The following is a 25869-nucleotide window of genomic DNA, read 5'->3' on the forward strand; positions in this document are numbered from 1 at the left end:
GCTACAGGTGCTGGTCGATCAAGACGGGATTGCCGTCCGGGTCGGTGAGGATGATGCTGGCGGGGCCGGTGGTGCTCTCGTCGGCTTCGCTGTCCAGGCCGACGCCCAGCGCCTTCAGCTGGCGCTGGATCTCGCGCACGTCGGTGAAGCCGTCCAGCGCCTTGGCGTTCTGGTCCCAGCCCGGATTGAAGGTCAGCATATTCTTCTCGAACATGCCCTGGAACAGGCCGATGATATGGTCGCCGTTCTTCAGGATCAGCCAGTTCTGTGCGGCGTTGCCGCCGAACTCCTTGAAGCCCAGTTTTTCATAAAAAGCCCGCGAGGCGGCCAAGTCCTTGACCGCCAGGCTGATGGAAAATGCGCCGAGTTGCATGTCGATCTCCTCATATGGACGATCGGTCAACTCTAGCACACAGGGGCCACTCAGTACACTTCCGGCACGATGATTTCGAGCGGCACCGGGCGGCGCACGTAGTCGTCGTGGTACTCGCGTTCCGGCAGCTGGATCGCCGGATGCTCGACTTCCACATACGGCATCTGCTGCAGCAGATGATGGATGCAGTTCAGGCGCGCCTTCTTCTTGTCCACGCCTTGCACCACCCACCACGGCGCTTCCGGGATGTGGGTGCGTTCCAGCATGATCTCCTTGGCCTTGGTGTATTCCTCCCAGCGGCGGCGCGATTCCAGGTCCATCGGGCTCAGTTTCCACTGCTTGAGCGGATCGTGGATGCGGCCCAGGAAGCGAGCGTTCTGCTCCTCGTCCGAAATCGAGAACCAGTACTTGATCAACTGGATGCCGGAACGCGCCAGCATGCGCTCGAACTCCGGCACGGTCTGGAAGAACTCTTCGTACTGGTCGTCGGTGCAGAAGCCCATCACGCGTTCGACGCCGGCGCGGTTGTACCAGCTGCGGTCGAACAGCACGATCTCGCCGGCGGCCGGCAGGTGCGAGGCGTAACGCTGGAAGTACCACTGCGTGCGTTCGCGGTTGTTCGGCGCCGGCAGCGCGGCCACGCGGCACACGCGCGGGTTCAGACGCTGCACGATGCGTTTTATAACGCCGCCTTTGCCGGCGGCGTCGCGGCCTTCGAACAGGATCACGACCTTGTGGCCGGTGTGGACCACCCAATCCTGCAGCTTGACCAGCTCCGCCTGCAGGCGGAACAGCTCGCGGAAGTACTGGCGGCGGGCTTCCTTGGCTTCTTCGCTACGTTCGCTCACCATCACTTCGCGGGTGACGGGATCGATCTCGCGGTCTTCCAGTTCCATCTCCAGCTCTTCGTCATAGCTGTCGGTCAGTTCGCGCTGCACGCGTTCCATCAAATCGGTTTCATTCAATCGCATGGTAAATCCTTGGTTCAGAAAATATGAGAGAACAGCCAGAACAGCGAACCCGATAACAGGATCGCGGCCGGCAGCGTCAGCACCCAGGCCATGGCCAGGTTGCGGACGGTGGACCATTGCAGGCCGGAGCGGTTGGCCGCCATCGTGCCGGCCACGCCGGACGATAGCACGTGCGTGGTCGATACCGGCATGCCGTACATGTCGGCCGCGCCGATGGTCAGCATCGCCACCAGTTCGGCGGACGCGCCCTGCGCGTAAGTCAGGTGGGATTTGCCGATCTTCTCGCCGACGGTGACGACGATGCGCTTCCAGCCCACCATGGTGCCCAGGCCAAGAGCGATCGCCACCGCCACCTTGACCCACAGCGGAATGAACTTGGTGGCGTCGTCGAGCTGCTGCTTGAAGGCTTTCAGGTTGGCGGCGGTGTCGGGATCGAAGGGCAGGGCCTTGGTCTTGTCCATCACACGCATCGTTTCCGCCGCCAGGTACATGTCGTTGCGGACGTTACCAACGGTTTCCGCCGGCACCTTGGCCAGCGAACCATGCTGCTTGACCGCCTGGCCGACGTCGCCGATCAGTGTGGCCAGCGCCGGCACCACCGTGGGCGTCAACTCCTTGGTGCGGATGTAGGCCGACAGCACCGGACGCGGTTCGGCGACCTCCGGTACAGCGGGTGGGATGTATTTTTGTAGCGATTGCTGCGTGACCTGGGCGACGGCGACGAACTGGGTCACCTGGTCGACCGGCAGCGCGCGGTTTAGCGCATAGGCCATCGGCACGGTGCCGACCAGGATCAGCATGATCAGGCCCATGCCTTTCTGGCCGTCGTTGGAGCCGTGGGCGAAGGAGACGCCGGTGCAGGTGAGGATCAGCAGGCCGCGGATGTACCAGGGCGGCGGGGTATTGCCGATGGGGGCTTCGTACAGTTCGCGGCTCTTGACGAAAGCGCGCAACGCCAGCAACAGCAAGGCGGCGCAGCCGAAACCGACCATCGGCGACAGCAGCAGCGAGTAGCCGACCTTGGACGCTTGCGCCCAATCGACGCCACTGGTGCCGTCGCGGCCATGCATCATCGCGTTGGCGATGCCGACGCCGAGGATGGAACCGATCATCGTATGCGACGACGACGCGGGCAGGCCGAGCGCCCAGGTGCCCAGGTTCCAGACGATGGCGGCGATCAGCAGCGCGAACACCATGGCGAAGCCGGAGCTGGAACCCACTTGCAGTATCAGTTCGACCGGCAGCAGCGAGATGATGCCGAAGGCGACCGCGCCGCTGGAGGTCAGCACGCCGAGGAAGTTGAAGCAGCCGGACCAGACCACGGCGGCGTTGGCCGGCATGGAATTGGTGTAGATGACGGTGGCGACGGCGTTGGCGGTGTCGTGGAAGCCGTTGACGAATTCGAAGCCGAGCGCGATCAGCAGGGCCAGGCCGAGCAGCATGTAGGGCAGCCAGCTGGTGGCGACCGGCCCGGCTTCGGTGACGTCCGAGCGCAGGCTGTAGGCGCTGAACAGCAGGCCTGCGACCAGCAGCACGACGAAGATCAGGGCAGTGATGGGGGTGTTCTTGCTATCGGCGGGACTGATGCGCGCGGGTTGGACGACCGTATTCATGCCATTCAGCTCCAGTATCAAGGTGGTAGCTGAATGTACTTGTCGAATATGACGGAGGTGTGACGACATTTATAGCAATATTGTCAGAAGTGATAATGCGTGAGTATTTTTTACTGGGTGTCGCTGTATAGTTCTTCAATTCAACAAATTCGAATTTAGGTAACAATGCGAATCAAATTCCTGGCTGTCTGCTCGTTTTTCATGTTGTCGCAATCCGGCTGGGCCGCGTCGGCGCCGAAATATGCCGGCCCGGAGGATTGCCGGGTGCTCAAGCAAAATCCCGTTTCAAATGAATATGTGCGCTGGTCCGGCGGGTGCAAGGATGGCTACGCGGAAGGCACTGGCACGCTGCGCTGGTTTTACCGTGACATCCTAATCTCCACCTACGAAGGCTCCATGGTCAAGGGGGGCAGGCAAGGTCAGGGTGTGCTCGTAAAAACCGGCAGTATTTATGAGGGCGTATTTAATGACGATAAACGTCAGGGATTTGGCAAAATGACCGAACTAGGCGGTAGTTATGAGGGCCTATGGGACGACGATGAGCCGCATGGCATGGGTGTTGTGACCTATCCAAATGGAACCAAGCAGCAGCGGCAGTTTGTGCACGGGATTCCGCAAGAGCAAGCTGAATTTGCCGACCGTACGGAAACCAAATTTACACTGAATGGTGACGCGCACGTTGGATCAAGACTGCCGGACGCACTTGCTTCCGGTCTCAATGTTCCGTTTAATCGCTCATATTCCCAACTCACACTCGCGCAACAACTGAAGGTCAAGCACAACTACGTGTTCCTGGGCTCAACGGATGAGCCGCCCTATCCTGAAGGCGGGCCAGCTGCGATCATCGAGACGATTGCAAGAAGCGTTACGGGGAGGTCTGGAGACCTGGAAATGGATGTACTGATTGACGAACATGGGAAATTCGTTAATGCCACGGTGTTGAAGTCGCCCGATGAGAACGCGACGCAATTTGCAGCTGCACAGTTCGTTAAAGCGAAGTTCAAGCCAGCCGTCTGCGGCGGCAAGCCTTGTGCGATGCTCTATCCGTTACGCATTCGCTTCGACTAGGGCGAGGGTAGGAGCCCCGCTGGCATCGTTACGACTGCTGCTGTTAATTTTTGATGAGCGTATTTTTTAGGATGAAAACGATTGAAGCGAGCATTATTCATCTGCAGTCAGAACCGTCTGAGAAGTCCGACGGCAGAACAGATTTTTTCCAGTTGGCCGGATGTCGAAACCGACTCGGCTGGCTTGGGAAATGACGCGACCGTGCCACTTTCGTCCGAGCAGATAGCTTGGGCTAACATCATTTTTGTTATGGAAAAAGCCCATCGGAATCGGCTCTCCTCCAAATTTCGTTCATATTTGAATGGGAAACGTGTTATCTGTCTTGATATTCCTGATGATTATGAGTACATGCAGCCAGAACTCATCAAACTCTTGGAAGTGAAAGCTGGGAGATTTTTGCGTTCGTCATCTTAGTCTGATGTTGGCCAGCGTATTTATCCACGGCGCGAAAAAAACTACGCACAAAGTCTGCGCCCGAATCAAGAGGGGAAATGGCTGTGAATCCTGTCGAACTTAAGCCGTACGTTATCCTTCTGATCGTTGTGTGCTTGACCGCGGTCACTCTCTCGGCGATCTGGAATGTGCCTTACATTTATACCGTCATCGGTTTCGCGGCTTTGGCCTTCGTGGGACATCTGGTTACCATTGATGATGATCTAGCAGGTGGTTGGAGCAATCCGAACGGGGATATGAAATCGCCGTGGGCTGAGCTGGGAATCAAGGCCATTATCTTGCTAGGCATGATCTGCCTTGCCCTGTTTTCCGGTGCTGCGAATGCGCAGGCGTTCGATCGGTCTATGCTCGACGGCGTATGGGCCGAGAGCACCAACTATCAGTTCGGCTGCAGGCCCGATAACCTGCATCAGCGCCTCGAACTCTCCTCGGATGGGAAAACGCTCACGTTCAAGAACGACCGGAAGTGGAAGGTCGGCGCAGGGGATGAGGTGACACAGTACTCGGCCAGTGTAGTCCGCTCGACAACGAATGTGCTCATCATCAAGTACGGGTCTGAACTCGTGGGCATCCCAGATGAATTTCGCGAGTGGGAAATGCGATTCATTGGACCTGGAACCTACCTTTGGAGAGCTGCATCGTGGCCAGCGAACCAGTTCAACGAAGTCATTGGAGTCAAGTGCAAGCAATGAGGCAGACCTGGTTATTTCAACGGACCCCGAAGCTGCGCGGCGTGCCACCAGGACGATCGGCTTGGATGGAGGAATTATGTATAAATGTCCGCATTGTAAAAATAACTCGATTACTCTTCTTGATCACTTGAGCTCTTTTGGTCGAAGAATTATCAAATGCCCTGTATGCGCAACCAAACTCAGAATCAAGAGGCAGGCAACAAATTACGTATTCCCTGCCTTTTTGTTTATCTCAATATTCTTGAATCGCTATCAAAAATTTGTAGCTGGCTTACCTGGTCCAATCTTTATCGCGTGCGCATTTGCGGTACTCGTTTTACAAATCAAATTAATTTCCTATGAGGAGTTATAGTGAGGTACGGAATGCTGCCGGTATCGGAAATGAGGCGCATCATTGAACGCTCCTTTTCCGGCACCGGCTTCGACAACCCATGAATTCAATGATCTAGCGAGCTGGGGCTAGCGGCGCCCCTGTCAATCCGTTGTCAGCGGTCTCCTGCGGCACCTCACCCGGCACTGCACGGGTGGCCAGCTCCAGCTCCTCGAAGGCATCGTAGGTCAGCGTCATCAGGCGGTCCGGGTCGGGCACCAGGTCGGTGTCGACGAACAGGGCCAGCTGGATCTGGCCCGCATACGAGATGAAGGCCAGGCCCACGCCCAGTTTGCCCGCTTGCGGCACCCAGCAGATCAGGTCCGTCATTCGCGAGCCGGCCAGGTAGCGGCGGCTGCCGGGGCCTTCGATATTGGTCAGCACCACCGAGCCCTTGGACGTGAACAGGTTCAGCGCGAAGTGCTGCAAGGCGGTCGGCAGGCAGCCGGCGATCGACAGGAAGGCCATCGTGGCGCGCGGCTGGTGCGAGCGTTTGATGGCGGTCATGCGGTCGCTGGACTGGCGCAGGCGCACGCAGGGATCGTCCACATTGGTCGGCAGTTCCACCGCCACCAGTCCAAACTCGTTCCCCAGCTGGAAGGCATTGGCCTTCTCGCGCAGGTTGAAGGTGACGGCGGCGCGCAGCGCGCGGCCATCGGGACGTTGTCCGCGCTCGCCGAGGTAGTTGCGCAGCGCGCCGGAGACGGCCGCCACCCACACATCGTTCAAGGTCACGCCCATGCGCTTGGACATGGCGCGCACGCGGTCCATCTCCAGCGGCGGCAGCCATACCAACTGCTTGGCGCCGGTCATCGGCGCCTTGAACTGGCTGGGCGCGTCGGGCCACAGCACCGACAGGCGCGCCACGTGGAAGGCGATCTTCAGCCACGATACGCCGCGCACCACCGCCGAGCACACGGCGTTTTGCGCCACGGTGGCGCGGTGCGGGTGGCCGACCGGCGAGGGCGTGCGGCCATGTACGCCGTTGTCGTCGGTCAGGTGATTGAGCACGTGCACCAAGCCCAGGCCGTCGGTGATGCAGTGGTGGACGCGGAACACGATGGCATGCCCGCCGTTGACGCGGTCCAGCACCGTCATATGCCACATCGGCCGGTCGCGTTCCAGCGGCAGGTGGGCGATGCGGGTCATGTGGCCTTGCAGTTCTTCGCGGCTGACTTCCTGCGACATCTGTTCCAGCTTGATGTGCTGGGCGATGTTGAACTGGTCATCCTCCACCCAGTGCGGACGGCCGCGCCGCTGCACCACCTTCTGCGTGAAGCGCGGGTAGTTCGGCAGGCGCAGGCCGATGGTGGAAATCAGCCGCTCCATGTCGACCGCACCCTCGAACAGCAGGATGCTGTTGATGACCATTAGGTTCTTGTCGGTGTCCATGCGATGCCATGCATAGTCGCGACGCGTCAATGCCGCCGGTGCTGCGGTTGGTTTGCTCATGTGATGCTGTCTCCTGGTACGGCGTCGAATCTTGGTCGACGTCCGTTTATATTTTTACTGGTCGTGCTTCAGTTTCCTGCTCTGGAACCGGCGCCGCTGCCGCCGCCGCCTCCAACGATTTGGGTGAACGCGGCCGCAGCGCATAACGGTTCAAGCCCGTCATGTGGATGCGGCACAGGTAGTCCGGCCAGTCGATGATGGTCGGGTCGACCGTGTAGCGCGCCCGGTCCTCGCTTCCGAAGCGCTGGGCCAGCGCCAGCAGCGATTTGTTATGGAACACGTAGCGCGGCGCGGTGTAGAACGAGAACGTCAACGCCAGCAGCTGCGTGGTACGCAGTGCTTCGAGCTTGGGCGATTCGCCCGCGCCCAGCAGGCGGCGCACGCCGCTCCACGCTTTCGCGCCCAGGCTCATGGCCCGCAGCATCAACAGGAAGACCGGACGGCTGACGACGCGGAAGCCGTGTTTGGGCTCGTTGTAGAACAGCCGCTCGTAGTTGCGCCAGTTGCGCTGCGATTCTGTCTGGAATAGTTCGATCACGCGGCCGACCGAGATCGGGTTGGCGGAGCCGGTGCAAGCCTGGTAGATGCGCGTTGCGCCCGGATCGGCCAGCGCCTCGGCGCCGGCCAGGATGATGCTGTTGGCGACCAGGTCGGCCGGCACGATGTCGACGATCTCGTTCGGCTTGGCCGGGAAGAAGCTGGTCTTGCCGCGCGCGTAGGCCAGGATGATGGCGTCCGCCACCTTCACGCCTTCCAGCCAGCCGGGCACCGGTTCCTGCAGGGTGCTCTCGATGATGGACGGGCGCACGATGGTCAGCGTCTTGCCGCGCATGGCCTGCATCGCCATCTGCTCGCCCATCCACTTGGTGAAGGTGTAGGTGTCGTTCCAGCCGTGGTAGTTGGCTTCGGCGATGCCCAGCTCCGTCAGGCGGCGCGTCAGCTGCTCGGCGTCGGTGGTTTCGGCCTTGATGGCGGCGACGCGGTGTTGCAGGTGTTTGAGTAAACCGTATAAATCATAATGGCCGTCGGCGTGGCGCGGGATGGCGGCGCGCGCCGGCGTGACATTCTGCTCCAGCATGGCGCCACGGTTGTAGCCGTTGACGTAGCAGGTGGACACCTGCACCAGCGGCGCGTTGCTGGCGCGCGCCAGTTCGGCGACATTCTGCACGCTCAGGGCGTTGATGGCCAGCGCCTCGTCCAGCGCTTCGCGGAAGTTGACGCTGGCGGCGGCGTTGATCACCAGGTCGATGCGGCGGGCCAGCGCGTTGAATTCGGCCAGCGCCAGGCCGAAGCACGGCTCGGTCACTTCGCCGGTCACGCACTCGATGCGCTCGGCGAAGAACTCGGCCAGGAAGCCAGGGCGTTCGGCGCGCAGGCGGTCGAAGACGGAGGAGGTGGCGATGTCGCGCTCGAAGCGGGTGCGGGCGTCGCCGTTCTTCTTGCCACGGCCGCCGCGGATCACCAGCACGATGCGGCCTATGTCCGGCACGCTGCGGATGAGCTTTTCCAGCACTACCTTGGCGAGAAAACCGGTACTGCCGGTAATCAGTACGCGCTTACCGGACAGTGCTGCGTGTACGTTCAATGCTGGTTTCATAGGGGGCTTCTCAGAAACGGTGTCATTACTGCAATGAGCCGATCTTAGAGCGAAACCGGGGAGTGACTGGCGATTTTGCAGTGGCTTTGGAAGCCAAACGCATGGCTGCGCGAGTCATGAGGTGTGAGTACGAGGGAAACGGATATGGCCCCATTTGCAACATTGAGGCATTTGCGCAACGCTCTCTATGTTCCTTGGGAACTCAGCCTGGTCTTACACGGCCATGGGCGGTGCGCCTATACCGCGTCGCGTCTGCCTGGATCAGGATGCATCACCGGCAAGGCCGGCATCCATAAACTTTCCAGGAGACGATCATGACGCAGAATCAAAAGCCACAGGACACCAGCAAACAATCCGGTACGCCGGGCTCGCAGCAGAGCGGTACTCGCGGCGGCAGCCAGCAGCAAAGCGTGGATACCAGCCGCGATACGAAAAACAAGGAAAACAGCGATCCAGCCCAGCGCCAGTCGGGCAGCCGCGATGAGCGGGGTAACCGCGACGAGCGCTAGGCATAGCATCGTCGTTCCCGCGAAGGCGGGAACCCATGCTGAGCCGGCTCCGGGGACGATCTATGGATTCCCGCCTACGCGGGAATGACCGGGGCCGGGTACAGGCCGTGGACGCGGCCGAACAGCCGCGTCAGGCCGAGCAGGGCGTCGATGTGCGGGGTGGCCAGCTGCAAGCGCTGGCCGATCTCGCGCACGGCGGCCACCAGCGCGTCCAGCTCCAGCATGCGGCCGGCCTCGGCATCCTGCAGCATGGAGCTTTTGAAGGCGCCCAGTTTGCGTGTGACCAGGTGGCGTTGCTCGGGTGTTTCGGTGATGCGGCAGTTGATGCGCTCACCGATGATGGCCGCCTCGCGCATGGCGGCGCGGCAGAATTCGGCCACCAGCAGGTCGTCCAGGATGCGGTCCGCCGTGGCGCCGGTGATGGCGGACACGGGATTCAGGGTCATATTTCCCCATAATTTATACCAAATGTCGTAGCGGATATCGGCCGATACCTTGACGTCGAAGCCGCCCAGGCGCAGCAGTGCGCCCAGCTTCTGCGCGCGCTCGGAGTCGCCGCCGGCCGGTTCGCCGATGATCAGGCCATTGCCCATCTTGTGGCTGACCAGGCCTGGCGACGGCGTGGAGGTGCTGGCGTGCACCACGCAGCCCAGCACCTGGCGGTAGGGCAGCGCTGCCGCGACCAGGCCGCCGGGATCGACGCTGGCCAGCGGCTCGTCGCCGATGGCGGCCACGCCCTGTCCAAACCACCAGGGCACGCCGTTCATTGCGGGGAGGATGATGGTTTCAGGTCCGATCAGGGGCGCGATCTGCCGGGCCACGGCGGCCAGGGCCTGGCCCTTGACGGCGATGATCACCACATCTTGCAGCCCCAGTTCGGACGCGTTGTCGCTGGCGTGGGCGGCGGGGGCCTGGATCAGCGTGTCGCCCTGTTGCAGGCGCCAGCCGTGTTGGCGCAGCGCGGCGAGGGTGTCGCCGCGCGCGTACGCGCTCAGGTCACAGGATCGCGCCGCAGCCAGGCGGGCGCCGATAAAGCCGCCGATGGCGCCGGCGCCTACTATGCATACCTTCATTCGATACTCCGGGTGGGGTAAAGAATGAAAGCTTAGCAGAAGTATATGCGTCGTGTGCGGCGCCTGACCCGCAAAGCGCCACAGGGGTCTGACCCCGTACGGGGTCAGACCCCGCCTCGCTTCGGGGGGGGGGCGCTTCTGATGCGACTAATTAGTTGCGGATGTCGAGCGCGCGGTTCAGGCTCAGCGCCGCCAGCGAGCAGACTGCGCCCGACAGCAGGTACAAGCCCACATACGCCAGCCCGAACTGCGACGACACGCCCAGCGCCACCAGCGGTGCGAAGCCCGCACCCACCAGCCACGCCAGGTCGGACGTGAAGGCCGCGCCGGTGTAGCGGTATTGCGCCGGGAAGTTGGCCGTCACCGCGCCGGCTGCCTGGCCGTACGACAGGCCCAGCAAGGCAAAGCCCAGCATGATGAAGGTGTCCTGCGCGCCTTCGCCGCCGTTGAGCAGCATCGGCACGAAGCCGCTGAACACCGCGATCAATATGGCCAGCGAGCCCAGCGTGCGGCGGCGGCCGATGCGGTCGGCGATCACGCCGGACGCCACCACGCCCACCGCCATCAGCACCACGCCCACCATCTGCGTGCCGAGGAAGCCGGTCACCGAGCGCGGCGAGTAAATCGTGATCCACGACAGCGGGAACACCGTCACCAGGTGGAACAGCGCGTAGCTGGCCAGCGCGGCGAGGGCGCCGATGATCAGGTTGCGGCCCTGCGAGCTGGCCATTTCGATCACGCTGGTCGGCTGCAGTTCGCGCTCTTCCAGCAGCTTGGCGTACTCGCTGGTGGAGGTCAGGCGCAGGCGGGCGAACAGCGCCACCACGTTGATGGCGAAGGCCACGTAGAACGGATAGCGCCAGCCCCAGTCCATGAAGTCCAGGTCGCTCAGGTTGCCGATCAGGTACCAGAACAGGCCGGCGGCGATGAAGAAGCCGACCGGCGCGCCGAGTTGCCCCAGCATGGCGTACCAGCCGCGCTTGTTTTCAGGAGCGTTGAGCGCCAGCAGCGACGGCAAACCGTCCCACGAGCCGCCCAAGGCCAGGCCTTGGCCGATGCGCAACACCGACAGGATGAGGATGGAGTAAAAGCCGTTGTCGGCGTATGATGGCAGGAAAGCAATGCCGGCGGTGGTGGAGCCCAGCAGCAGCAGCGCCCCGGTCAGCTTGGCCTCACGCCCGTAGCGGCGCTGAACGGCCATTGAAATCACGGTACCGATAGGCCTTGCAATAAAGGCAAAAGAGAAGATGGTGAACGCGTACAAAGTGCCTTCCAGCCGCCCGTCGAACGGGAACAGCAGCGAAGGGAACACGAGTACGGAAGCAATCGCGTAGACAAAGAAATCGAAATACTCGGAAGCGCGCCCGATGACGACGCCGACCGCTATTTCGCCGGGTGAGATGTGATCGTCGTCCCGTGCATTGATGTTGCGTGCATCATTACCGGCCTGAGATGGTTCTTGGGCGCCAACATGCACGCCGTTTGGTGTAGTCGTAGTGGCCATAATCTCTGTCTCTTTTACGTTGATATTTTTATCACGTATATGTCCCGGCTCCTAGGACAAAGTGTCCAATGGCAAGAACATTCCGTGATTGGTACAGTAACACATCATCCACATACTGTAACGTAGATTACCTCATGATTCCTCCTCTCGCGCGTCGTGGACTGTTCCTCGCACCGCTGTTGTGGCTAGCAGGCTGCAACACGGTCGTGTTGAACCCGTCCGGTGATATCGCAGCCCAGCAGGCACACCTTGTCGTTGTGTCAACGCTGCTGATGCTGTTGATTATCGTACCCGTCATGTTTTTGATTTGCCTGTTCGCCTGGCGCTACAGGAAGTCGAACACTTCCGCTGAATACAAACCGAACTGGGATCACTCGACCAAGCTCGAACTGCTGATCTGGGGCGCACCGCTGCTGATCGTCATCGTGCTGGGCCTGATCACCTGGATCTACACCCACTTGCTGGACCCGTACCGCCCACTGAGCCGCATCGACGAAAACCGTCCGGTGGCCGTCGGCGTCAAGCCGCTGGAAGTGCAGGTCGTGGCGATGGACTGGAAGTGGATGTTCATCTACCCGGAACAAGGCATCGCCACCGTCAACGAGCTGGTGACCCCGATCGACGTGCCGGTACGTTTCCACATGACCGCATCGTCCGTGATGAACGCGTTCTACATCCCTGCGCTGGCCGGCATGGTCTACACCATGCCCAGCATGGAGACCCAGCTGAACGCGGTGATGAACAAGGTGGGCGTGTATGACGGCTTCTCGTCGAATTACAGCGGCGCCGGTTTCTCGGACATGAAGTTCAAGTACCACGGCGTCAGCCAGGCCGACTTCGACGCCTGGGTCGAGAAAACCCGCAAGGGCGGCAACGCGCTGACCCGCGCCGGCTACCTGGACCTGGACAAGCCGACCATCAAGCATCCGATCATGCACTTCGGCAGCGTCGACAAAGGCCTGTACGACCTGGTGCTGAACCGTTGCGTGGCCGAGGGCTCGACCTGCATGAACGCGCAGATGGAGCAGGACGCCATGCGCATGCAGGCTGCCGCCGCCGCGAAAGAACTGCCGAAAGATGTGTGCGAGCCTAAAGTCGCCACCGCCACGGCCCAACCACTCCGTAAAGAATGACCATGTCTGATCTCAACCTGACCAAACTGATCTTTGGGCGGCTGTCGCTGGAAGCAATTCCATACCACGAGCCCATCCTGATCGGCACCTTCGCCATGGTGGCGATCGGCGGCCTGGCCTTCCTGGCCGCGATGTTCAAATTCCGCCTGTGGGGCCCGTTGTGGCGCGACTGGATCACCTCCATCGACCACAAGAAAATCGGCATCATGTACATGGTGCTGGCGATTATCATGATGCTGCGCGGCTTCGCCGACGCGCTGATGATGCGCGCCCAACAAGCGATCGCCTTCGGCGACAACGCCGGCATGCTGCCGCCGCACCACTACGACCAGATCTTCACGGCCCACGGCACGATCATGATCTTCTTCGTGGCGATGCCGCTGGTTACCGGCCTGATGAACTACGTGGTGCCGCTGCAAATCGGCGCGCGCGACGTGTCGTTCCCGTTCCTGAACAACTTCTCGTTCTGGATGACCACCTTCGGCGCCATGCTGACCATGGTCTCGCTGTTCGTCGGCGAATTCGGCCGCACCGGCTGGCTGGCCTTCCCGCCGCTGTCGGGCATCGCCGCGTCGCCTGACGTCGGGGTCGACTACTACATCTGGTCGCTGCAGGTGGCCGGGGTAGGGACCACGCTGTCGGGCGTCAACCTGATCGCCACCATCGTCAAGATGCGCGCGCCAGGCATGAACATGATGAAAATGCCGGTCTTCACCTGGACCGCGCTGTGCACCAACGCCCTGATCGTCGCGACCTTCCCGATCCTGACCATCACCCTGGCGATGCTGTCGCTGGACCGCATGGTCGGCACCAACTTCTTCACCAACGACCTCGGCGGCAACCCGATGTTGTACGTCAACCTGATCTGGATCTGGGGCCACCCTGAGGTCTACATCCTGGTGCTGCCGGTGTTCGGCGTGTTCTCGGAAATCGTCTCGACCTTCTCGGCCAAGAAACTGTTCGGCTACACCTCGATGGTGTACGCCACCGTCGTGATCACCATCCTGTCCTACCTGGTATGGCTGCACCACTTCTTCACGATGGGTTCGGGCGCGTCGGTGAACTCGTTCTTCGGCATCACGACCATGATCATCTCGATCCCGACCGGCGCCAAGATCTTCAACTGGCTGTTCACCATGTACAAAGGCCGCGTGCGTTTCGACGTGCCTATGCTGTGGACCGTCGGCTTCATGCTGACCTTCACCATCGGCGGCATGACCGGCGTGATGCTGGCCGTTCCACCTGCCGACTTCGTGCTGCACAACTCGCTGTTCCTGATCGCCCACTTCCACAACGTCATCATCGGCGGCGTGGTGTTCGGCTGCTTCGCCGGCCTGAACTACTGGTTCCCTAAGGCCTTCGGCTTCAAGCTCGACGAATTCTGGGGCAAGGTATCGTTCTGGTGCTGGCTGGTGGGCTTCTGGGTTGCCTTCACGCCGCTGTACGTGATGGGCTTCATGGGCGTGACCCGCCGCATGAACCACTTCGAAGATCCTTCGCTGCAAAAATGGTTCGTGATCGCCGCCATCGGCGCGCTGATCATCGCCGCCGGTATCGGCGCGATGCTGGTGCAGTTCTATGTCAGCTGGAAGAACCGCGACGCGCTGCGCGACGTGACCGGCGACCCATGGGGCGGCCGTACGCTGGAGTGGGCGACCTCGTCGCCACCGCCGGACTACAACTTCGCCTTCACGCCAGTCGTGCATGAGAGCGACAGCTGGGCCGACATGAAGGCCAATCACTACCAGCGTCCGACCAAGGGTTTTGTTTCGATTCACATGCCGAAGAACACCGCTGCCGGCTTCATCATCTCGGCGCTGTCGTTCGCGCTGGGCTTCTGCATGATCTGGCAGATGTGGATCCCGGCCGGCCTGTCGTTCATCGCCATGATGGTCGCGATCATCACGCACACCTTTAACTACAAGCGCGATTACTACATCCCTGCGGAAGAAGTCATCCGCACCGAAGAAGCGCATACTCGTTTGCTGGAAGCCCATGTCTGAAACTATCGCTAACGGCGCCGTGAGCGCCGACCCAAGCGCACGCTACTACGTGCGCGAACACCACCCGGAGAACGGCACGCTGCTGGGCTTCTGGCTCTACCTGATGAGCGACTGCCTGCTGTTCGCCGGCCTGTTCGCGGCCTACGCCGTACTGGGCCGCAACTACGCGGGCGGCCCGACCGGCGCCGAGCTGTTCGACCTGCCGACCGTGGCGATCAACACCGGCTTCCTGTTGATGTCGTCGATCACCTACGGCTTCGCGATGATCGCGTCGCAGCGCAAGAACCTGAAGGCCACCATCGTCTGGCTGGCCATCACCGGCCTGTTCGGCCTGGCCTTCCTGTACCTGGAACTGGATGAATTCGTTCACCTGATCCACGAAGGCGCCGGTCCGCAGCGCAGCGCGTTCCTGACCTCGTTCTTCGCGCTGGTCGGCACCCACGGCTTGCACGTGACGTTCGGTTCGATCTGGCTGGTCACGCTGATCTTCCAGCTGGCCAAGCACGGCCTGACGCCGGAAAACAACCGTCGCCTGATGTGCCTGTCGATGTTCTGGCACTTCCTGGACGTGATCTGGATCGGTGTATTTACCTTTGTCTACCTGATGGGAGTCCTGCCATGAGCGCACACAATCACGACCACCACGGTCACGACGACCACGGCCACGGCCATGAAGCCGGCGCCCACGGCAGCCTGAAGGATTACGCGATCGGCTTCGTGCTGTCGGTGATCCTGACCGCGATTCCGTTCTACCTGGTCATGACCAAGGCCTTCGACAAGTCCAGCACCACCGCTGCGGTGATCCTGGCCTTCGCGGCGGTTCAGGTAGTGGTGCACATGGTGTACTTCCTGCACATGAACGGCAAGATCGAAGGCGGCTGGTCGCTGCTGGCGACCATGTTCACGCTGGTGCTGCTGGTCATCGTACTGGCCGGTTCGATCTGGGTCATGTACCACATGAACGTCAACATGATGCCGTCCATGGGTACGGACGTGCACAACATGCGCGACATGCAATGATGGAAGGGGCATCGCGCCCACGTTCCCGCGCCCTGCGCATCAGCCTGGCCATTGCGGCCGGGTTGATGTTTGCAGGGTTTTTTGCTTTGGGGACGTGGCAAGTATTCCGCCTGCAATGGAAGCTGGCGCTGATCGAACGCGTCGAGCAGCGCGTGCACGCGGCGCCGGTGGACGCGCCCGGCGTGGCCCAGTGGCCGCAGCTGAATGCCGAGGCGGACGACTATCGCCGCGTGCGCCTCAGCGGCCACTACCTGAAGGGCTCGGACACGCAGGTGCTGGCCTCGCTGGACCGTGGCATCGGTTACTGGGTGCTGTCGCCGCTGTGCACGGACGACGGCGCCATCGTCATGGTCAACCGCGGCTTCATCCGCGCCGGTTCCGGCGGCTGGTCGCCGCAGGCCGCGCCGCCGGCCGCCAAGGCCGATGCCTGCGCCGCAGGCGGCGAGGCGGTGACGGTCAGCGGGCTGCTGCGGCTAGGCGAAGTTGCCGGCCGTCTGCGCCAGAATGAACCGGCCCGCAACTACTGGTACACCCGCGACGTGCAAGCCATCGCCCACGCGCGCGGACTGCCGGCCGTGGCGCCGTATTTCGTCGATGCCGACGCCAATGCGGCGGCGGTGGAGGGCGAACCGCTCGGCGGCCTGACCGTGGTTTCCTTCGTCAACAACCATTTGGTTTATGCTGTCACCTGGTACGCGCTGGCGCTGATGATAGTCGGCGGCGCCGTATGGGTCGTCCGCGACGGGCGCAAATCACAGACTAAAGCGTAAATGGCAAGGAACAACAACAATCCGTACGACAGGGGCCGGCCAAATGCGCCGGTCATCGAGCCGCTGGCGGCGGTGAACGCTTCGGCCAACACCATCACCCACGCGGCCGGCCACAAGAACATGCAGCAGCTGATACAGCTGCGCTGGATCGCGGTGGTGGGCCAGATCACCACCATCTTCGCCACCACCGTGGTGTTCGACGTGCGCCTGCCGCTGCCGGCCATGTTGAACGTGCTGGCGTGCCTGATCGCCTTCAACATCGCCAGCACCTTGCGCTGGCAGGAAAACCAGGTGGTGTCCAACAGCGAGCTGCTGCTGGCGCTGACGGTGGACATCGCCAGCCTGACGGCGCAGCTTTACCTGAGCGGCGGCGCCACCAATCCGTTTGTGTTCCTGTACCTGCTGCATGTGATTCTGGGCGCGGTGCTGCTGGAGGCATGGTCGACCTGGACCATCGTCGGCGTCACCGGCACCTGCATCGCGGGGCTGGCCTTGTTCTCCGAACCGTTATCGTTGCCACTGGACCACGGGCGCGGCATCTTCAGCCTGTATGTGCAGGGCATGCTGATCTGCTTCGTGCTGGATGCGGCGCTGCTGGTCATCTTCATCACGCGCATCATGCGCAATGTGCGGGTGACGGCGTCCAAGCTGGCCGACCTGCGCCAGCGCGCGGCGGAAGAAGACCATATCATTCGCATGGGCCTGTTGGCGTCGGGCGCGGCGCACGAGCTGGGCACGCCGCTGGCGACGCTGGCGGTGATCCTGGGCGACTGGAAGCACATGCCCGAGTTCAAGGCCAACGCCGTGCTGCTGGAGGAAATAGTCGAGATGCAGACCCAGCTCAAGCGCTGCAAATCCATCGTCAGCGGGATCTTGCTGTCGGCCGGCGAGACGCGCGGCGAATCGTCGGCGGCCACCACCATCAACACCTTCCTGGCGGAGCTGGTGGCGGAATGGCGGGTCGGGCGGCCGGTGGTGGCGTTTGAATTCGACAACCGCATCGCGCCGGATCATCCGGTGGTGTCCGATTCGACATTGAAACAGATGATCTGCAATGTGCTCGACAACGCGCTGGAAGCGTCGCCGCAATGGCTGCGCATGGAGGCCAGCGTTGAAGACGGCCAATTGGTGTTGCAGGTGATGGACGCGGGGCCGGGCTTCGCGCCGGAGATACTGGCGCAGTTGGGCAAACCCTACAATTCCAGCAAGGGACGGCCGGGCGGTGGCCTGGGTCTGTTCCTGGTGGTGAACGTCGCGCGCACCCTGGGTGGCGCGGTGACGGCGTCGAACTGGCCGCAGGGCGGGGCGCTGGTGCGCCTGACGCTGCCACTGTCGGAAATCGAAATCAAACCGGAAGCGAATCAATATGACTACTGAAGAAGAACGCGTGCTGTTGCTGGTCGAGGACGACGCCGCCTTCGCCCGTACCTTGAGTCGCTCGTTCGAACGGCGCGGCTACAAGGTGCTGCTGGCCGAAAACGTGGACGAAGCCAGCGCGCTGCTGGTCGACAATTCACCGGGGTACGCGGTGGTGGACTTGAAGCTGAAGGGCAATTCCTCCGGCCTGGCCTGCGTGCAGATGCTGCACCAGCACGACGCGGAAATGTTGATCGTGGTGCTGACCGGCTTCGCCAGCATCAACACGGCGGTGGAAGCGATAAAACTAGGCGCCTGCCAGTATCTGGCCAAGCCGTCCAACACCGACGACATCGAAGCGGCGTTCGAGCACGTGGCCGGCGCGGCGGAGCTGGAACTGACCAACCGCGCCACGTCGGTCAAGACGCTGGAGTGGGAGCACATCCACACCGTACTGGCCGAGACCGACTTCAACATCTCGGAAGCGGCCCGGCGCCTGGGCATGCACCGCCGCACGCTGGCGCGCAAGCTGGAGAAGCAGCGCGTCAAATAACAACGGGGTCAAGTCTGACATTCGGACACAAGCTGAGCCGTAGCGGGCCATAGAGAAGAGCTCGTGTCCGAATGTCAGACTTGACCCCCGTGCGTTACACTGCGAGACATGACACAACAGACCTTACTTCCGGGTTTCGAACCCGAACCTCAGCTGACGGACCGGATCTTCTTCGCGGTCCTGCCGGACGCCGGCGCCATCGCGCGCATCCATGCACTGACCGCCGAGCTGAAAGCCACGCACGCCATGCGCGGCCGGGCCATCGCCGATACGCGCCTGCATGCCACGCTGTGCAACCTGGGCGATTTTCCCGGCATGCCGGACAGCCTGGTGGCGCGGGCAGGGCAGGCCGCCGCATCTGTGGCTGCGGCAACGGCGCCCTTCGCGGTCAGCTTCGACGTCGCCCAGACCTTCGTCAACCGCGCCCGCAACCGGCCGTTCGTGCTGACCGGCGGCGACGGCGTGACCGGCCTTGGCTCCCTGTATAAAAGTCTCGCGACGGCCTTGCTCAAGGCGGGCATGCCCGGCAATCCGCCGGGCTATACGCCGCACGTCACACTGCTGTACGATGATGTGACGGCGCCGCCGCAAGCCGTCACTCCCGTCGAGTGGACGGTGCGCGAGCTGGTGCTGGTCCACAGCCACATCGGCCAGAACCTGCCCTACACCGCACTAGGCCGCTGGAGCTTGCAAGGCTAACTTTCAAGGTGAGTCCCATATGCTGATCAGACGCTGCGCCGTATTGTTCCTGGAACCCCGCGAGGACCTGGATATCGACTGGACGGCGCTGTTCGCCGGCGACGGCGCGCTCGGCGCGACGATACGCTGGATGGCGCTGGCGCCGCATCTGGGCGAGGAAGTGGAAGTCACCCTGGAAGAGATGGCGGCGCTGGGCGGCATCGGCCTGACGCTATGGCAGGAGCGCGACACCAACGAAGAAAAATACGGCGCCGCCGTCATCGCCCGCCTGCTGGAGTGCGGCTTGCTGATCGGCGACGATCCCCGCTTCCGCGAACGCGACGAAGTGCTGCGCTCGCAGAACTGGCGGCCGCTGTCGGCCGCCGCGCATGTCTTCAGCCGCTGGGGCGACATGCGGGTCGACAAGGGCATGCAGTTCCCCAGCTTTGAAGAGCTGGTGGTCTCGTACGGCACGCCGCCCGGTCCGGCCATCGAGCGCTGCGCCGACGGCGAGGCCATCGCGCTGCCCCATCCCGACCGCGCGCGGCTCGACGACACGCTGTTCCAGCGCTACACCGGCCGCAATTTCGATCCCGCCGCGGTGCTGCCCGTGGCCACCGTCGCGCGGCTGTTGCAGCGCGCCTTTGGCTCGCAGGGCGAACGCGAAATGGCGCCAGGCGCCTTCGTGCTGAAAAAGCTCAGCCCATCGGCCGGCGGCCTGCACCCTGTTGAGGCGTATGTGCTGGCGCAGCGCATCGAAGGCGTTGCGCCCGGCCTGTACCACTATCATCCGGTACGTCACGCGCTGGAGCCGCTGGCGGCGATGGATACCACGCAGACGGCGGAACTGGCGATGCGCATGGTGGCCGATCAGGATTGGTTTGTCGATGCGCCGATGATGGTGGTGCTGGCGGCGCGGGTGGAGCGCAATTTCTGGAAGTACCGCAATCACGCCAAGGCTTACCGCGCGTTGCTGCTGGACGCGGGCCATCTGTCGCAGACGTTCTATCTGCTGGCGACGGAAGCGGGAATGCCGGCCTTTGTGACGGCGGCGGTGAACGAGATCGACATCGAGCGGGTATTTGGGCTCGACCCCTTGAAGGACATGGTGATCGCTGTATGCGGTTGCGGACAGGCGTCCGGCGCACAGGATACGGTGGAGATGCGCTACGAACCGTGAGCGATCACGGGGCGTGGCTTAGCGTTGGCCCGACAGGAAGAACGGAATCGCACCGGCGGCGTTTTCCAGCTTGCCCTTGATGGCGTGGCGGCTGGCGATGAAGACGTCCTTTGCCGGCAGGCTGCGCAAGGCGGGGATCTTGTCGGCGTCGAGCTTGATGCCCAGCGTGCCCAGTGCCAGTTGTGGATCGTTCAGGAAGCTGGCGCGGAACGTGTCGTCGCCGGACAATTTGGACAGCAGCAGATCGAGATCTTGCGGAGAATGCGTGGCCATGTCATTACCTTTCGTGTGGATTTGTGGAAACCTCGCGTGTCGAAACGCAAGTTCATCGTAGGCCATAGCAAGCGTTACCTCAAGCAACTTTCGCAAACTCTGTGCAACTCGCATATTGCTAGGTAGTCTGGGCCAGCTCGGCCATTCTTGCATCTTGCTCAAGCATGTCTTGATGCGCACTCTCCATCACGACCGCGAACGACTGTGCGAAAGCCTGCAGCAAATCCGTCAGCGCAGAGGGATCGTCGCGCAGCCGGTCCTCCAGCGCGGTGGCCGTTTCAAACAATTCTGTTGCCGAGATATTACCGGCGGCGCCGCGTATCTTGTGCACCAGGTCGGCCGCCTTCAGGAATTCGCCGTGGTGGATTGCATCTTGAATCTGTTGCAAAGTCGCACCAAAATCCTTGGCAAATAGTCCAAGTAGCCGCGATAGCAAGCCGTGGCCGCCCAGCCGCGCCATCGCCTCGTCCAGGTCGATGCCGCGCCGCGCGCTGGCGGAGGCGGTGTAGTCCGGATGGACGGCCGGCGCCGGTTCGGCGTGCTCCACCCGGCTCAGGTCCGGCTCGACCCAGGTGGCCAGCACGGCGTACAAGGTGTCGGGGTCGATCGGCTTGGTGACGTAGTCGTTCATGTCCATCGCCAGGCAGCGTTCGCGGTAGCCGGCCACCGCGTGCGCGGTCATGGCGATGATCGGCAGCTTGCCGTGCACCTCGTCGGCGCGGATCAGGGCGGTGGCCTGGTAGCCGTCCATGTCCGGCATCTGGATGTCCATCAGCACCGCGTCGTAGTCGCCGGCGGCGGTCATGCGCGCCGCTTCCTCGCCGCTGCCGGCCAGGTCCACCTTGACGCCGGCCCGTTGCAGGATCTCGCTGGCCACCTGCTGGTTGATGCTGTTGTCGTCCACCACCAGCACGTGCGCGCCGCGGATGCGCTGCACCGCCACCGACGGCGGCGCCGCCAGCTTGACGGCCGGCTGGCCGCTCTCCAGGCCCAGCGCCGCCAGCACCGCGCTGCGCAGCAGGTAGGGATTGGCCGGCTTGTCGAGGAAGGGCATCAGGCGGCTTTGCTCGGCGGTCTGGCGACTATGCTCGCGCGCGTAGGCGGTCACCATCAGCACCGCCGGCACCGCCGCCAGTTGCGCATCCTCGGCCATCAGGTGCAGCGTCTCGATGCCGTCCAGGTCGGGCATGTCGGCGTCCATCATCAGGATGTCGTAGTCCTCCAGCTGCAAGGCCGCCACCGCCGCAGCGCCCGAGGCCACCGCGCGCGGCTTCAGGCCCAGGCTCGCCAGCTGGACCTTCATCATGTGGCGCACCGCTTCGCTGTCGTCCACCACCAGCACCCGCTTGCCCTGCACCGACGGCGGCAGCGGCGCCTGGCGCGGCGTCTGGTCGGCGGCCGGTTGCAGCGCCACCGTGAAACTGAAGCTGCTGCCGACACCAGGCTCGCTGTCGACCTGTATCACGCCGCCCATCTTGCGCACCAGCTGCTGCGAGATCGCCAGTCCCAGTCCGGTGCCGCCGTACAGGCGCGTGGTGCTGGCGTCGGCCTGGGCGAAGGCCTGGAACAGGCGCGCCTGCTGCTCCTTGCTGATACCGAGGCCGCTGTCTTCGACCACGAAGCGCAGCGCAATGTAGTTGTCCGCCGCGCCGCCAGCCGGCAGCGCCGCCGCGTGATCGCGTTCCACGCGCAGCTCGATGTGGCCGCGCGCGGTGAACTTGAGCGCGTTGCCGACCAGGTTGACCAGGATCTGGCTCAGGCGCAGCGGGTCGCCCAGCAGGTTGGAGGGCACGTCCGGCGCGGCCCAGATCACCAGCTCCAGCCCACGCTCGGCGGCGCGCCAGGCAAACAGGTCGGCCAGCTGGCTCAGGGTGTCGGGCAGGTCGAAGGGCAGGGCTTCCAGTTCCAGCTTGCCCGACTCGATCTTGGAGAAGTCCAGCACGTCGTTGATGATCTCCAGCAGGCTCTGGCCGGCGCGGCCGATCTTGCGGAAGTAGTCGAGCGGCTGCGGCGGCAGGTCGAGGTGCGTGCCCAGGCCGGCGAAGCCCAGGATGGCGTTCATCGGGGTGCGGATCTCGTGGCTGATATTGGCCAGGAAGTCGCTCTTGGCGCGGGTGGCCGCTTCGGCGTTGGCGCGCGCCTGTTCCAACAGCCGCAGCGCGCGCGCCTTCTGGTAGGCCGACACGAACGGCTCCTTCAAGGCCTTGAGCAGATCGAGGTCGCTGGCGGCGAAGGCGGCCTGGTACTGGTAGTTCTCGAACACCAGGTAGCCCTCCACCTGGCCGTCGATCACCACCCGCACCGCCAGCAGCGCGCAGACGTCGCCGGGCAACGAGTGCTGGTGGTGGACTTCGAAGATGTCCGGCGCGATCATGCAGCTGGCCGGCGCGTAGCGCAGCTCGGCCTGGCGCAGGTCGATGTTGTAGCTGTCGGCGGCGGCGTCGATGCGGCCCCAGGCCGCGCGCAGCGACAGGGTCTCGGTGCCGGCTTCGCGCACCAGCGCAAGCGCCGAGTCGATGCCCTTGATGACGGTCGATTCATGCAGGATGGTGTGCAGCAGCGCGTCGAAATCGAGCTGCTCGTTGATCGACTTGACGATGGCGTTGAGTTTTTCCAGGTGCTGGGTGCGCGAGTAGACCAGCGCCTGCAGCGTCTCGCCCTTGTGGTGCAGCTGCCGCACGCGCCAGCGCACCAGCGCCCAGGCCAGCGCGCAGGCGGCCAGGAAGTATCCGCCCCACGCCCACCAGGTCTGGTGCCAGGCCGGCAGCACCACCACCTGCAGCTGCAGTTCATCGGTGGTCCACTGGCCGTCGCGGTTGCTGCCGCGCATGCGCAGGCGGTAGGCGCCGGGCGGCAGGCGGTTGTAGCTGGCGATGCGGCGGCTGGCGTCGACCTCCACCCAACGCTGGTCGAAGCCTTCCAGCAGATAGGCGTAGCGGTTGCGCTGCGGCGCCGAAAAGTCCAGCGCCGCCATCTCCACTTCGAAGTTCTGGTTCTCCGGCTTGAGCGTCAGCGTCGGGCCCTGCGAGCCTGCCAGCCGGTCCGGCGTCAACACATGCTGGTCCACGCGCACCGCGCTGATGACCAGCGGCGGACGGTAGCCCCAGTCGTTCAGCCGGCCCGGATAGACCACCGCGAAGCCGGCCGTGGCGCCGAACACCAGGTCGCGCTCCGGCGTGACCGCGCTGGCGCCGATGAAGAAGGTGCGGAAGGCCAGGCCGTCGGCGCGGGTCAGCGCGCGCGCCTTGAGGGTGGCGGCGTCGATCACGGCGATGCTGTCGGCGGTGGCGGCCCAGACCCGGCCCACGGGGTCGGACTGCAGCGACATGATGGTGCCGGTGGCCAGCCCCGCCATGGTGCCGACCCGCGCGAACAGCGGCGCGCCTTGCGCATCCCGTCCAGTCATGACGCAGATGCCGCCGCCGTAGGTGCCCACCCACAGGCGGCCGCGCGTGTCCAGCACCAGCGTGCTGATAACGGCTTCCGACAAGGCGTTCGGCTGGCCGGGATCGGCGTGGATCTGTTCCACCTTGCCGCTGTCCGGGTCCAGCCGGTTCAGGCCATTGCGGGTGCCGACCCACAGTGCGCCGTCGGCGTCCGCGATCACCGCGTGTATGCGATTGTCGGTCAGGCCGCCGGCATCGGCCGCGCCTTGCACGTAGCGGCGCACGGTGCCGGCCGACGGATCGTAGCGCAGCAGGCCCTCGAAGGTGCCCAGCCACAGTTCGCCCTTGTGGCGCAGGATGGTGCCGATGCGCGGATAGGGACTGGCCTGCGGCAGCGGCACGCGGCGCACGCTGCGCGCCTGGCCGTGGGTGCGGTAGAGGCCCAGTTGGGTGCCGATCCAGGCGTCGCCGGTGTCGGCTTCTGTCATGGACAAGACCATGCGGTTGGGCAGCGCGGTGTCGGGATGGGCCGGGTCGGGGCGCAGCGCGGCGCGGCGCGCGCCGTCCGGCTGCACGATGTCGATGCCCTGGTCGGCCAGCGCGATCCAGACCTGGTGCTGGCTGTCGGTCATCAGGGAGCTGACGGCCGCTTCCGGCGCGCCCTCGGCGCCGAACACCGAATCGACGCTTTCGTTGTGCGGATCGAACATGTCGACACCGCGTTCGGTGGTGACCCAGATCATGCCGCTGCGGTCGCGCAGCAGGGCGGCGGTGCGGTCGTTCGAAAGGCTGAGCGCCACCGCCGGCTGGTGCAGGATGCGGTGGCCCTTGCCGTTGCGGTACTCCACCACGCCGCCGCCGTAGGTGCTGGCCCACCAGGTGCCGGGCGTGGTCTCGATCACCGCCAGCACCATATTGCCCTGCATTTCCTTGACTCCCGGGATGCTGAGGATGCGGCCCTGGTCCGCCCCCGCGTCGACCAGGCCGACGCCGCTCTTGAGCGTGCCGAAGGCGATCTGTCCGAGGCTGTTCTCGCCCAGCGACAGCACGGTGTCGCTCCAGCCGCCGCGGCCCTCGCCGTTGACGGCGACCTGGGTGATGGCGCCGCCGTCCTTGAGCCGGGACAGGCCGGTGCCGCTGCCTATCCACAGCGTGCCGGCGCGGTCCATCAGCAGGGAGCGGATCTGGTTGTCCGGCAGGCCGGGATGTTCTTCATGGGTGTAGCGGCGCAGCGTGCGCTCGACGGTGTCGTAGTACTTCAATCCCGCCGAGGTGCCGATCCACAGATTGCCCCTGGCGTCGCTGGCGATGGCGTTGATCTGGCCTTTGCTCAGTTCTTCGATGGGGCGGGTGAATTGTTCGCGGCGCTGGTCGAACATGGTGAGGCCGGCGGCGGCGGTGCCCACCCACAGGCGGCCACGCACATCGACGTGCAGCGCCTGGATAAAGTCGCCGGGCAGCGACATCAGGGTTGCGCTGTCGTGATGGAAGCTACGCATATGATAGCCGTCCCAGCGCGCCAGGCCGGCCTGGGTGCCGACCCAGATATAGCCGTCGCCATCCTGCGCCAGCGCCATGCCGACCGGATGGGGCAAGCCTTGTTCCAGGCCGAGGTGGTCGAACAGGGGTGTGGCCAGTTGGTCCCAGCGCTCAGGGCCAGCGACGGCGGCGCCGCACAGCATCATGCAGGCGGCCAGCGCCGCGCACAGCCAGCGGCGGGCGGCCAGACAGGCGAGCGGGGTGAGGGCGTGGACGTTCAAATCGGGGCGCGCTCCTGGAAGGTAGCTTCCAGCATACGGAAATGCCGGGAGAAAGTCCATGCAAAGGCTAGGGAATCCTGCG

At 63.5% G+C, this 25869-nt stretch carries 22 protein-coding genes; 13 read left to right on the top strand and 9 right to left on the bottom strand.

Annotation, left to right across the window (positions count from 1 at the left end; translation table 11 throughout):
- Window position 1: 1 nt before the first annotated feature.
- From V6M89_RS03325 to V6M89_RS03335, 3 genes are read right to left on the bottom strand one after another with little or no spacing between them, the layout of a single operon-like run.
- Window positions 2-373, bottom strand: a complete 372-nt coding sequence (locus V6M89_RS03325) for a VOC family protein (RefSeq protein ID WP_332851819.1) — start codon at window positions 371-373, stop codon at window positions 2-4.
- A 50-nt stretch (window positions 374-423) separates the two neighbouring features.
- Window positions 424-1344 (bottom strand): polyphosphate kinase 2, encoded by a 921-nt coding sequence (gene ppk2, locus V6M89_RS03330; RefSeq protein WP_199538412.1) that lies wholly within the window; start codon window positions 1342-1344, stop codon window positions 424-426.
- Between the two features lie 14 nt (window positions 1345-1358).
- Window positions 1359-2957: an inorganic phosphate transporter gene (locus V6M89_RS03335; RefSeq protein ID WP_332851820.1), complete on the bottom strand. Its 1599-nt coding sequence runs from the start codon at window positions 2955-2957 to the stop codon at window positions 1359-1361.
- A 165-nt stretch (window positions 2958-3122) separates the two neighbouring features.
- On the opposite strand from V6M89_RS03335, the gene V6M89_RS03340 reads away from it, so the two are divergent.
- The 3 genes from V6M89_RS03340 to V6M89_RS03350 all read left to right on the top strand — a co-directional run bounded on the left by V6M89_RS03340 (window position 3123) and on the right by V6M89_RS03350 (window position 5170).
- Complete coding sequence (locus tag V6M89_RS03340) at window positions 3123-4025, top strand: energy transducer TonB (protein WP_332851821.1); 903 nt, start codon at window positions 3123-3125, stop codon at window positions 4023-4025.
- 81 nt (window positions 4026-4106) lie between these two features.
- The gene (locus tag V6M89_RS03345) at window positions 4107-4439 is read left to right on the top strand and encodes a low molecular weight protein tyrosine phosphatase family protein (protein WP_332851822.1); all 333 of its coding nucleotides are present in this window, start codon (window positions 4107-4109) and stop codon (window positions 4437-4439) included.
- Between the two features lie 77 nt (window positions 4440-4516).
- The gene (locus V6M89_RS03350) at window positions 4517-5170 is read left to right on the top strand and encodes a hypothetical protein (RefSeq protein WP_332851823.1); all 654 of its coding nucleotides are present in this window, start codon (window positions 4517-4519) and stop codon (window positions 5168-5170) included.
- A 445-nt stretch (window positions 5171-5615) separates the two neighbouring features.
- On the opposite strand, the gene V6M89_RS03355 is transcribed toward V6M89_RS03350, so the two are convergent.
- Together V6M89_RS03355 and V6M89_RS03360 are read right to left on the bottom strand one after the other, a co-directional pair.
- Complete coding sequence (locus V6M89_RS03355) at window positions 5616-6992, bottom strand: wax ester/triacylglycerol synthase family O-acyltransferase (RefSeq protein WP_332851824.1); 1377 nt, start codon at window positions 6990-6992, stop codon at window positions 5616-5618.
- A 46-nt stretch (window positions 6993-7038) separates the two neighbouring features.
- Window positions 7039-8589, bottom strand: coding sequence for a fatty acyl-CoA reductase (locus V6M89_RS03360; protein WP_332851825.1), 1551 nt, complete (start codon window positions 8587-8589; stop codon window positions 7039-7041).
- Window positions 8590-8903: 314 nt separating this feature from the next.
- Here V6M89_RS03360 and V6M89_RS03365 point away from each other — a divergent pair, with 314 nt between their 5' ends.
- Window positions 8904-9098 carry a hypothetical protein gene (locus V6M89_RS03365; RefSeq protein ID WP_229224808.1) on the top strand — a complete coding sequence of 65 codons (195 nt, stop codon included), beginning with the start codon at window positions 8904-8906 and terminating at the stop codon, window positions 9096-9098.
- A 74-nt stretch (window positions 9099-9172) separates the two neighbouring features.
- On the opposite strand, the gene V6M89_RS03370 is transcribed toward V6M89_RS03365, so the two are convergent.
- Both V6M89_RS03370 and V6M89_RS03375 read right to left on the bottom strand, forming a co-directional pair.
- Window positions 9173-10171, bottom strand: a complete 999-nt coding sequence (locus tag V6M89_RS03370) for a 2-dehydropantoate 2-reductase (RefSeq protein WP_332851826.1) — start codon at window positions 10169-10171, stop codon at window positions 9173-9175.
- 151 nt (window positions 10172-10322) lie between these two features.
- Window positions 10323-11675, bottom strand: coding sequence for an MFS transporter (locus V6M89_RS03375; protein WP_332851827.1), 1353 nt, complete (start codon window positions 11673-11675; stop codon window positions 10323-10325).
- A 134-nt stretch (window positions 11676-11809) separates the two neighbouring features.
- Between V6M89_RS03375 and cyoA the strand changes: the two genes are divergently transcribed.
- The 9 genes from cyoA (at window position 11810) to V6M89_RS03420 (ending at window position 20368) form a co-directional block, all read left to right on the top strand.
- Window positions 11810-12808 (top strand): ubiquinol oxidase subunit II, encoded by a 999-nt coding sequence (gene cyoA, locus V6M89_RS03380; RefSeq protein ID WP_332851828.1) that lies wholly within the window; start codon window positions 11810-11812, stop codon window positions 12806-12808.
- 2 nt (window positions 12809-12810) lie between these two features.
- Window positions 12811-14811, top strand: a complete 2001-nt coding sequence (cyoB, locus tag V6M89_RS03385; RefSeq protein WP_332851829.1) for a cytochrome o ubiquinol oxidase subunit I — start codon at window positions 12811-12813, stop codon at window positions 14809-14811.
- On the top strand, window positions 14804-15433 hold the full coding sequence (gene cyoC / locus V6M89_RS03390) for a cytochrome o ubiquinol oxidase subunit III (RefSeq protein WP_332851830.1): 630 nt from the start codon (window positions 14804-14806) through the stop codon (window positions 15431-15433). Before cyoB ends, cyoC begins: the two co-directional genes overlap by 8 nt.
- Window positions 15430-15831 carry a cytochrome o ubiquinol oxidase subunit IV gene (cyoD, locus tag V6M89_RS03395; RefSeq protein ID WP_332851831.1) on the top strand — a complete coding sequence of 134 codons (402 nt, stop codon included), beginning with the start codon at window positions 15430-15432 and terminating at the stop codon, window positions 15829-15831. Before cyoC ends, cyoD begins: the two co-directional genes overlap by 4 nt.
- Window positions 15828-16601 (top strand): SURF1 family protein, encoded by a 774-nt coding sequence (locus V6M89_RS03400; RefSeq protein WP_332851832.1) that lies wholly within the window; start codon window positions 15828-15830, stop codon window positions 16599-16601. The genes cyoD and V6M89_RS03400 overlap by 4 nt, the downstream gene beginning before the upstream one ends.
- Window positions 16602-17978, top strand: coding sequence for an ATP-binding protein (locus V6M89_RS03405; protein WP_332851833.1), 1377 nt, complete (start codon window positions 16602-16604; stop codon window positions 17976-17978). It begins immediately after the preceding gene.
- Window positions 17968-18510 carry a response regulator transcription factor gene (locus tag V6M89_RS03410; RefSeq protein ID WP_332851834.1) on the top strand — a complete coding sequence of 181 codons (543 nt, stop codon included), beginning with the start codon at window positions 17968-17970 and terminating at the stop codon, window positions 18508-18510. Before V6M89_RS03405 ends, V6M89_RS03410 begins: the two co-directional genes overlap by 11 nt.
- Window positions 18511-18618: 108 nt before the next feature.
- Window positions 18619-19209: a 2'-5' RNA ligase family protein gene (locus tag V6M89_RS03415; RefSeq protein ID WP_332851835.1), complete on the top strand. Its 591-nt coding sequence runs from the start codon at window positions 18619-18621 to the stop codon at window positions 19207-19209.
- A gap of 19 nt (window positions 19210-19228) precedes the next feature.
- A complete protein-coding gene (locus tag V6M89_RS03420) occupies window positions 19229-20368 on the top strand; it encodes a putative peptide maturation dehydrogenase (protein WP_332851836.1) in 1140 nt (379 codons plus the stop codon).
- Between the two features lie 18 nt (window positions 20369-20386).
- On the opposite strand, the gene V6M89_RS03425 is transcribed toward V6M89_RS03420, so the two are convergent.
- Together V6M89_RS03425 and V6M89_RS03430 are read right to left on the bottom strand one after the other, a co-directional pair.
- Window positions 20387-20641 carry an NHLP-related RiPP peptide gene (locus V6M89_RS03425; protein ID WP_116989104.1) on the bottom strand — a complete coding sequence of 85 codons (255 nt, stop codon included), beginning with the start codon at window positions 20639-20641 and terminating at the stop codon, window positions 20387-20389.
- A 118-nt stretch (window positions 20642-20759) separates the two neighbouring features.
- Window positions 20760-25787 carry a hybrid sensor histidine kinase/response regulator gene (locus V6M89_RS03430; protein ID WP_332851837.1) on the bottom strand — a complete coding sequence of 1676 codons (5028 nt, stop codon included), beginning with the start codon at window positions 25785-25787 and terminating at the stop codon, window positions 20760-20762.
- Window positions 25788-25869: the final 82 nt, after the last annotated feature.

The organism is Duganella sp. S19_KUP01_CR8 (assembly GCF_036688705.1).
GTDB lineage: Bacteria > Pseudomonadota > Gammaproteobacteria > Burkholderiales > Burkholderiaceae_D > Rugamonas.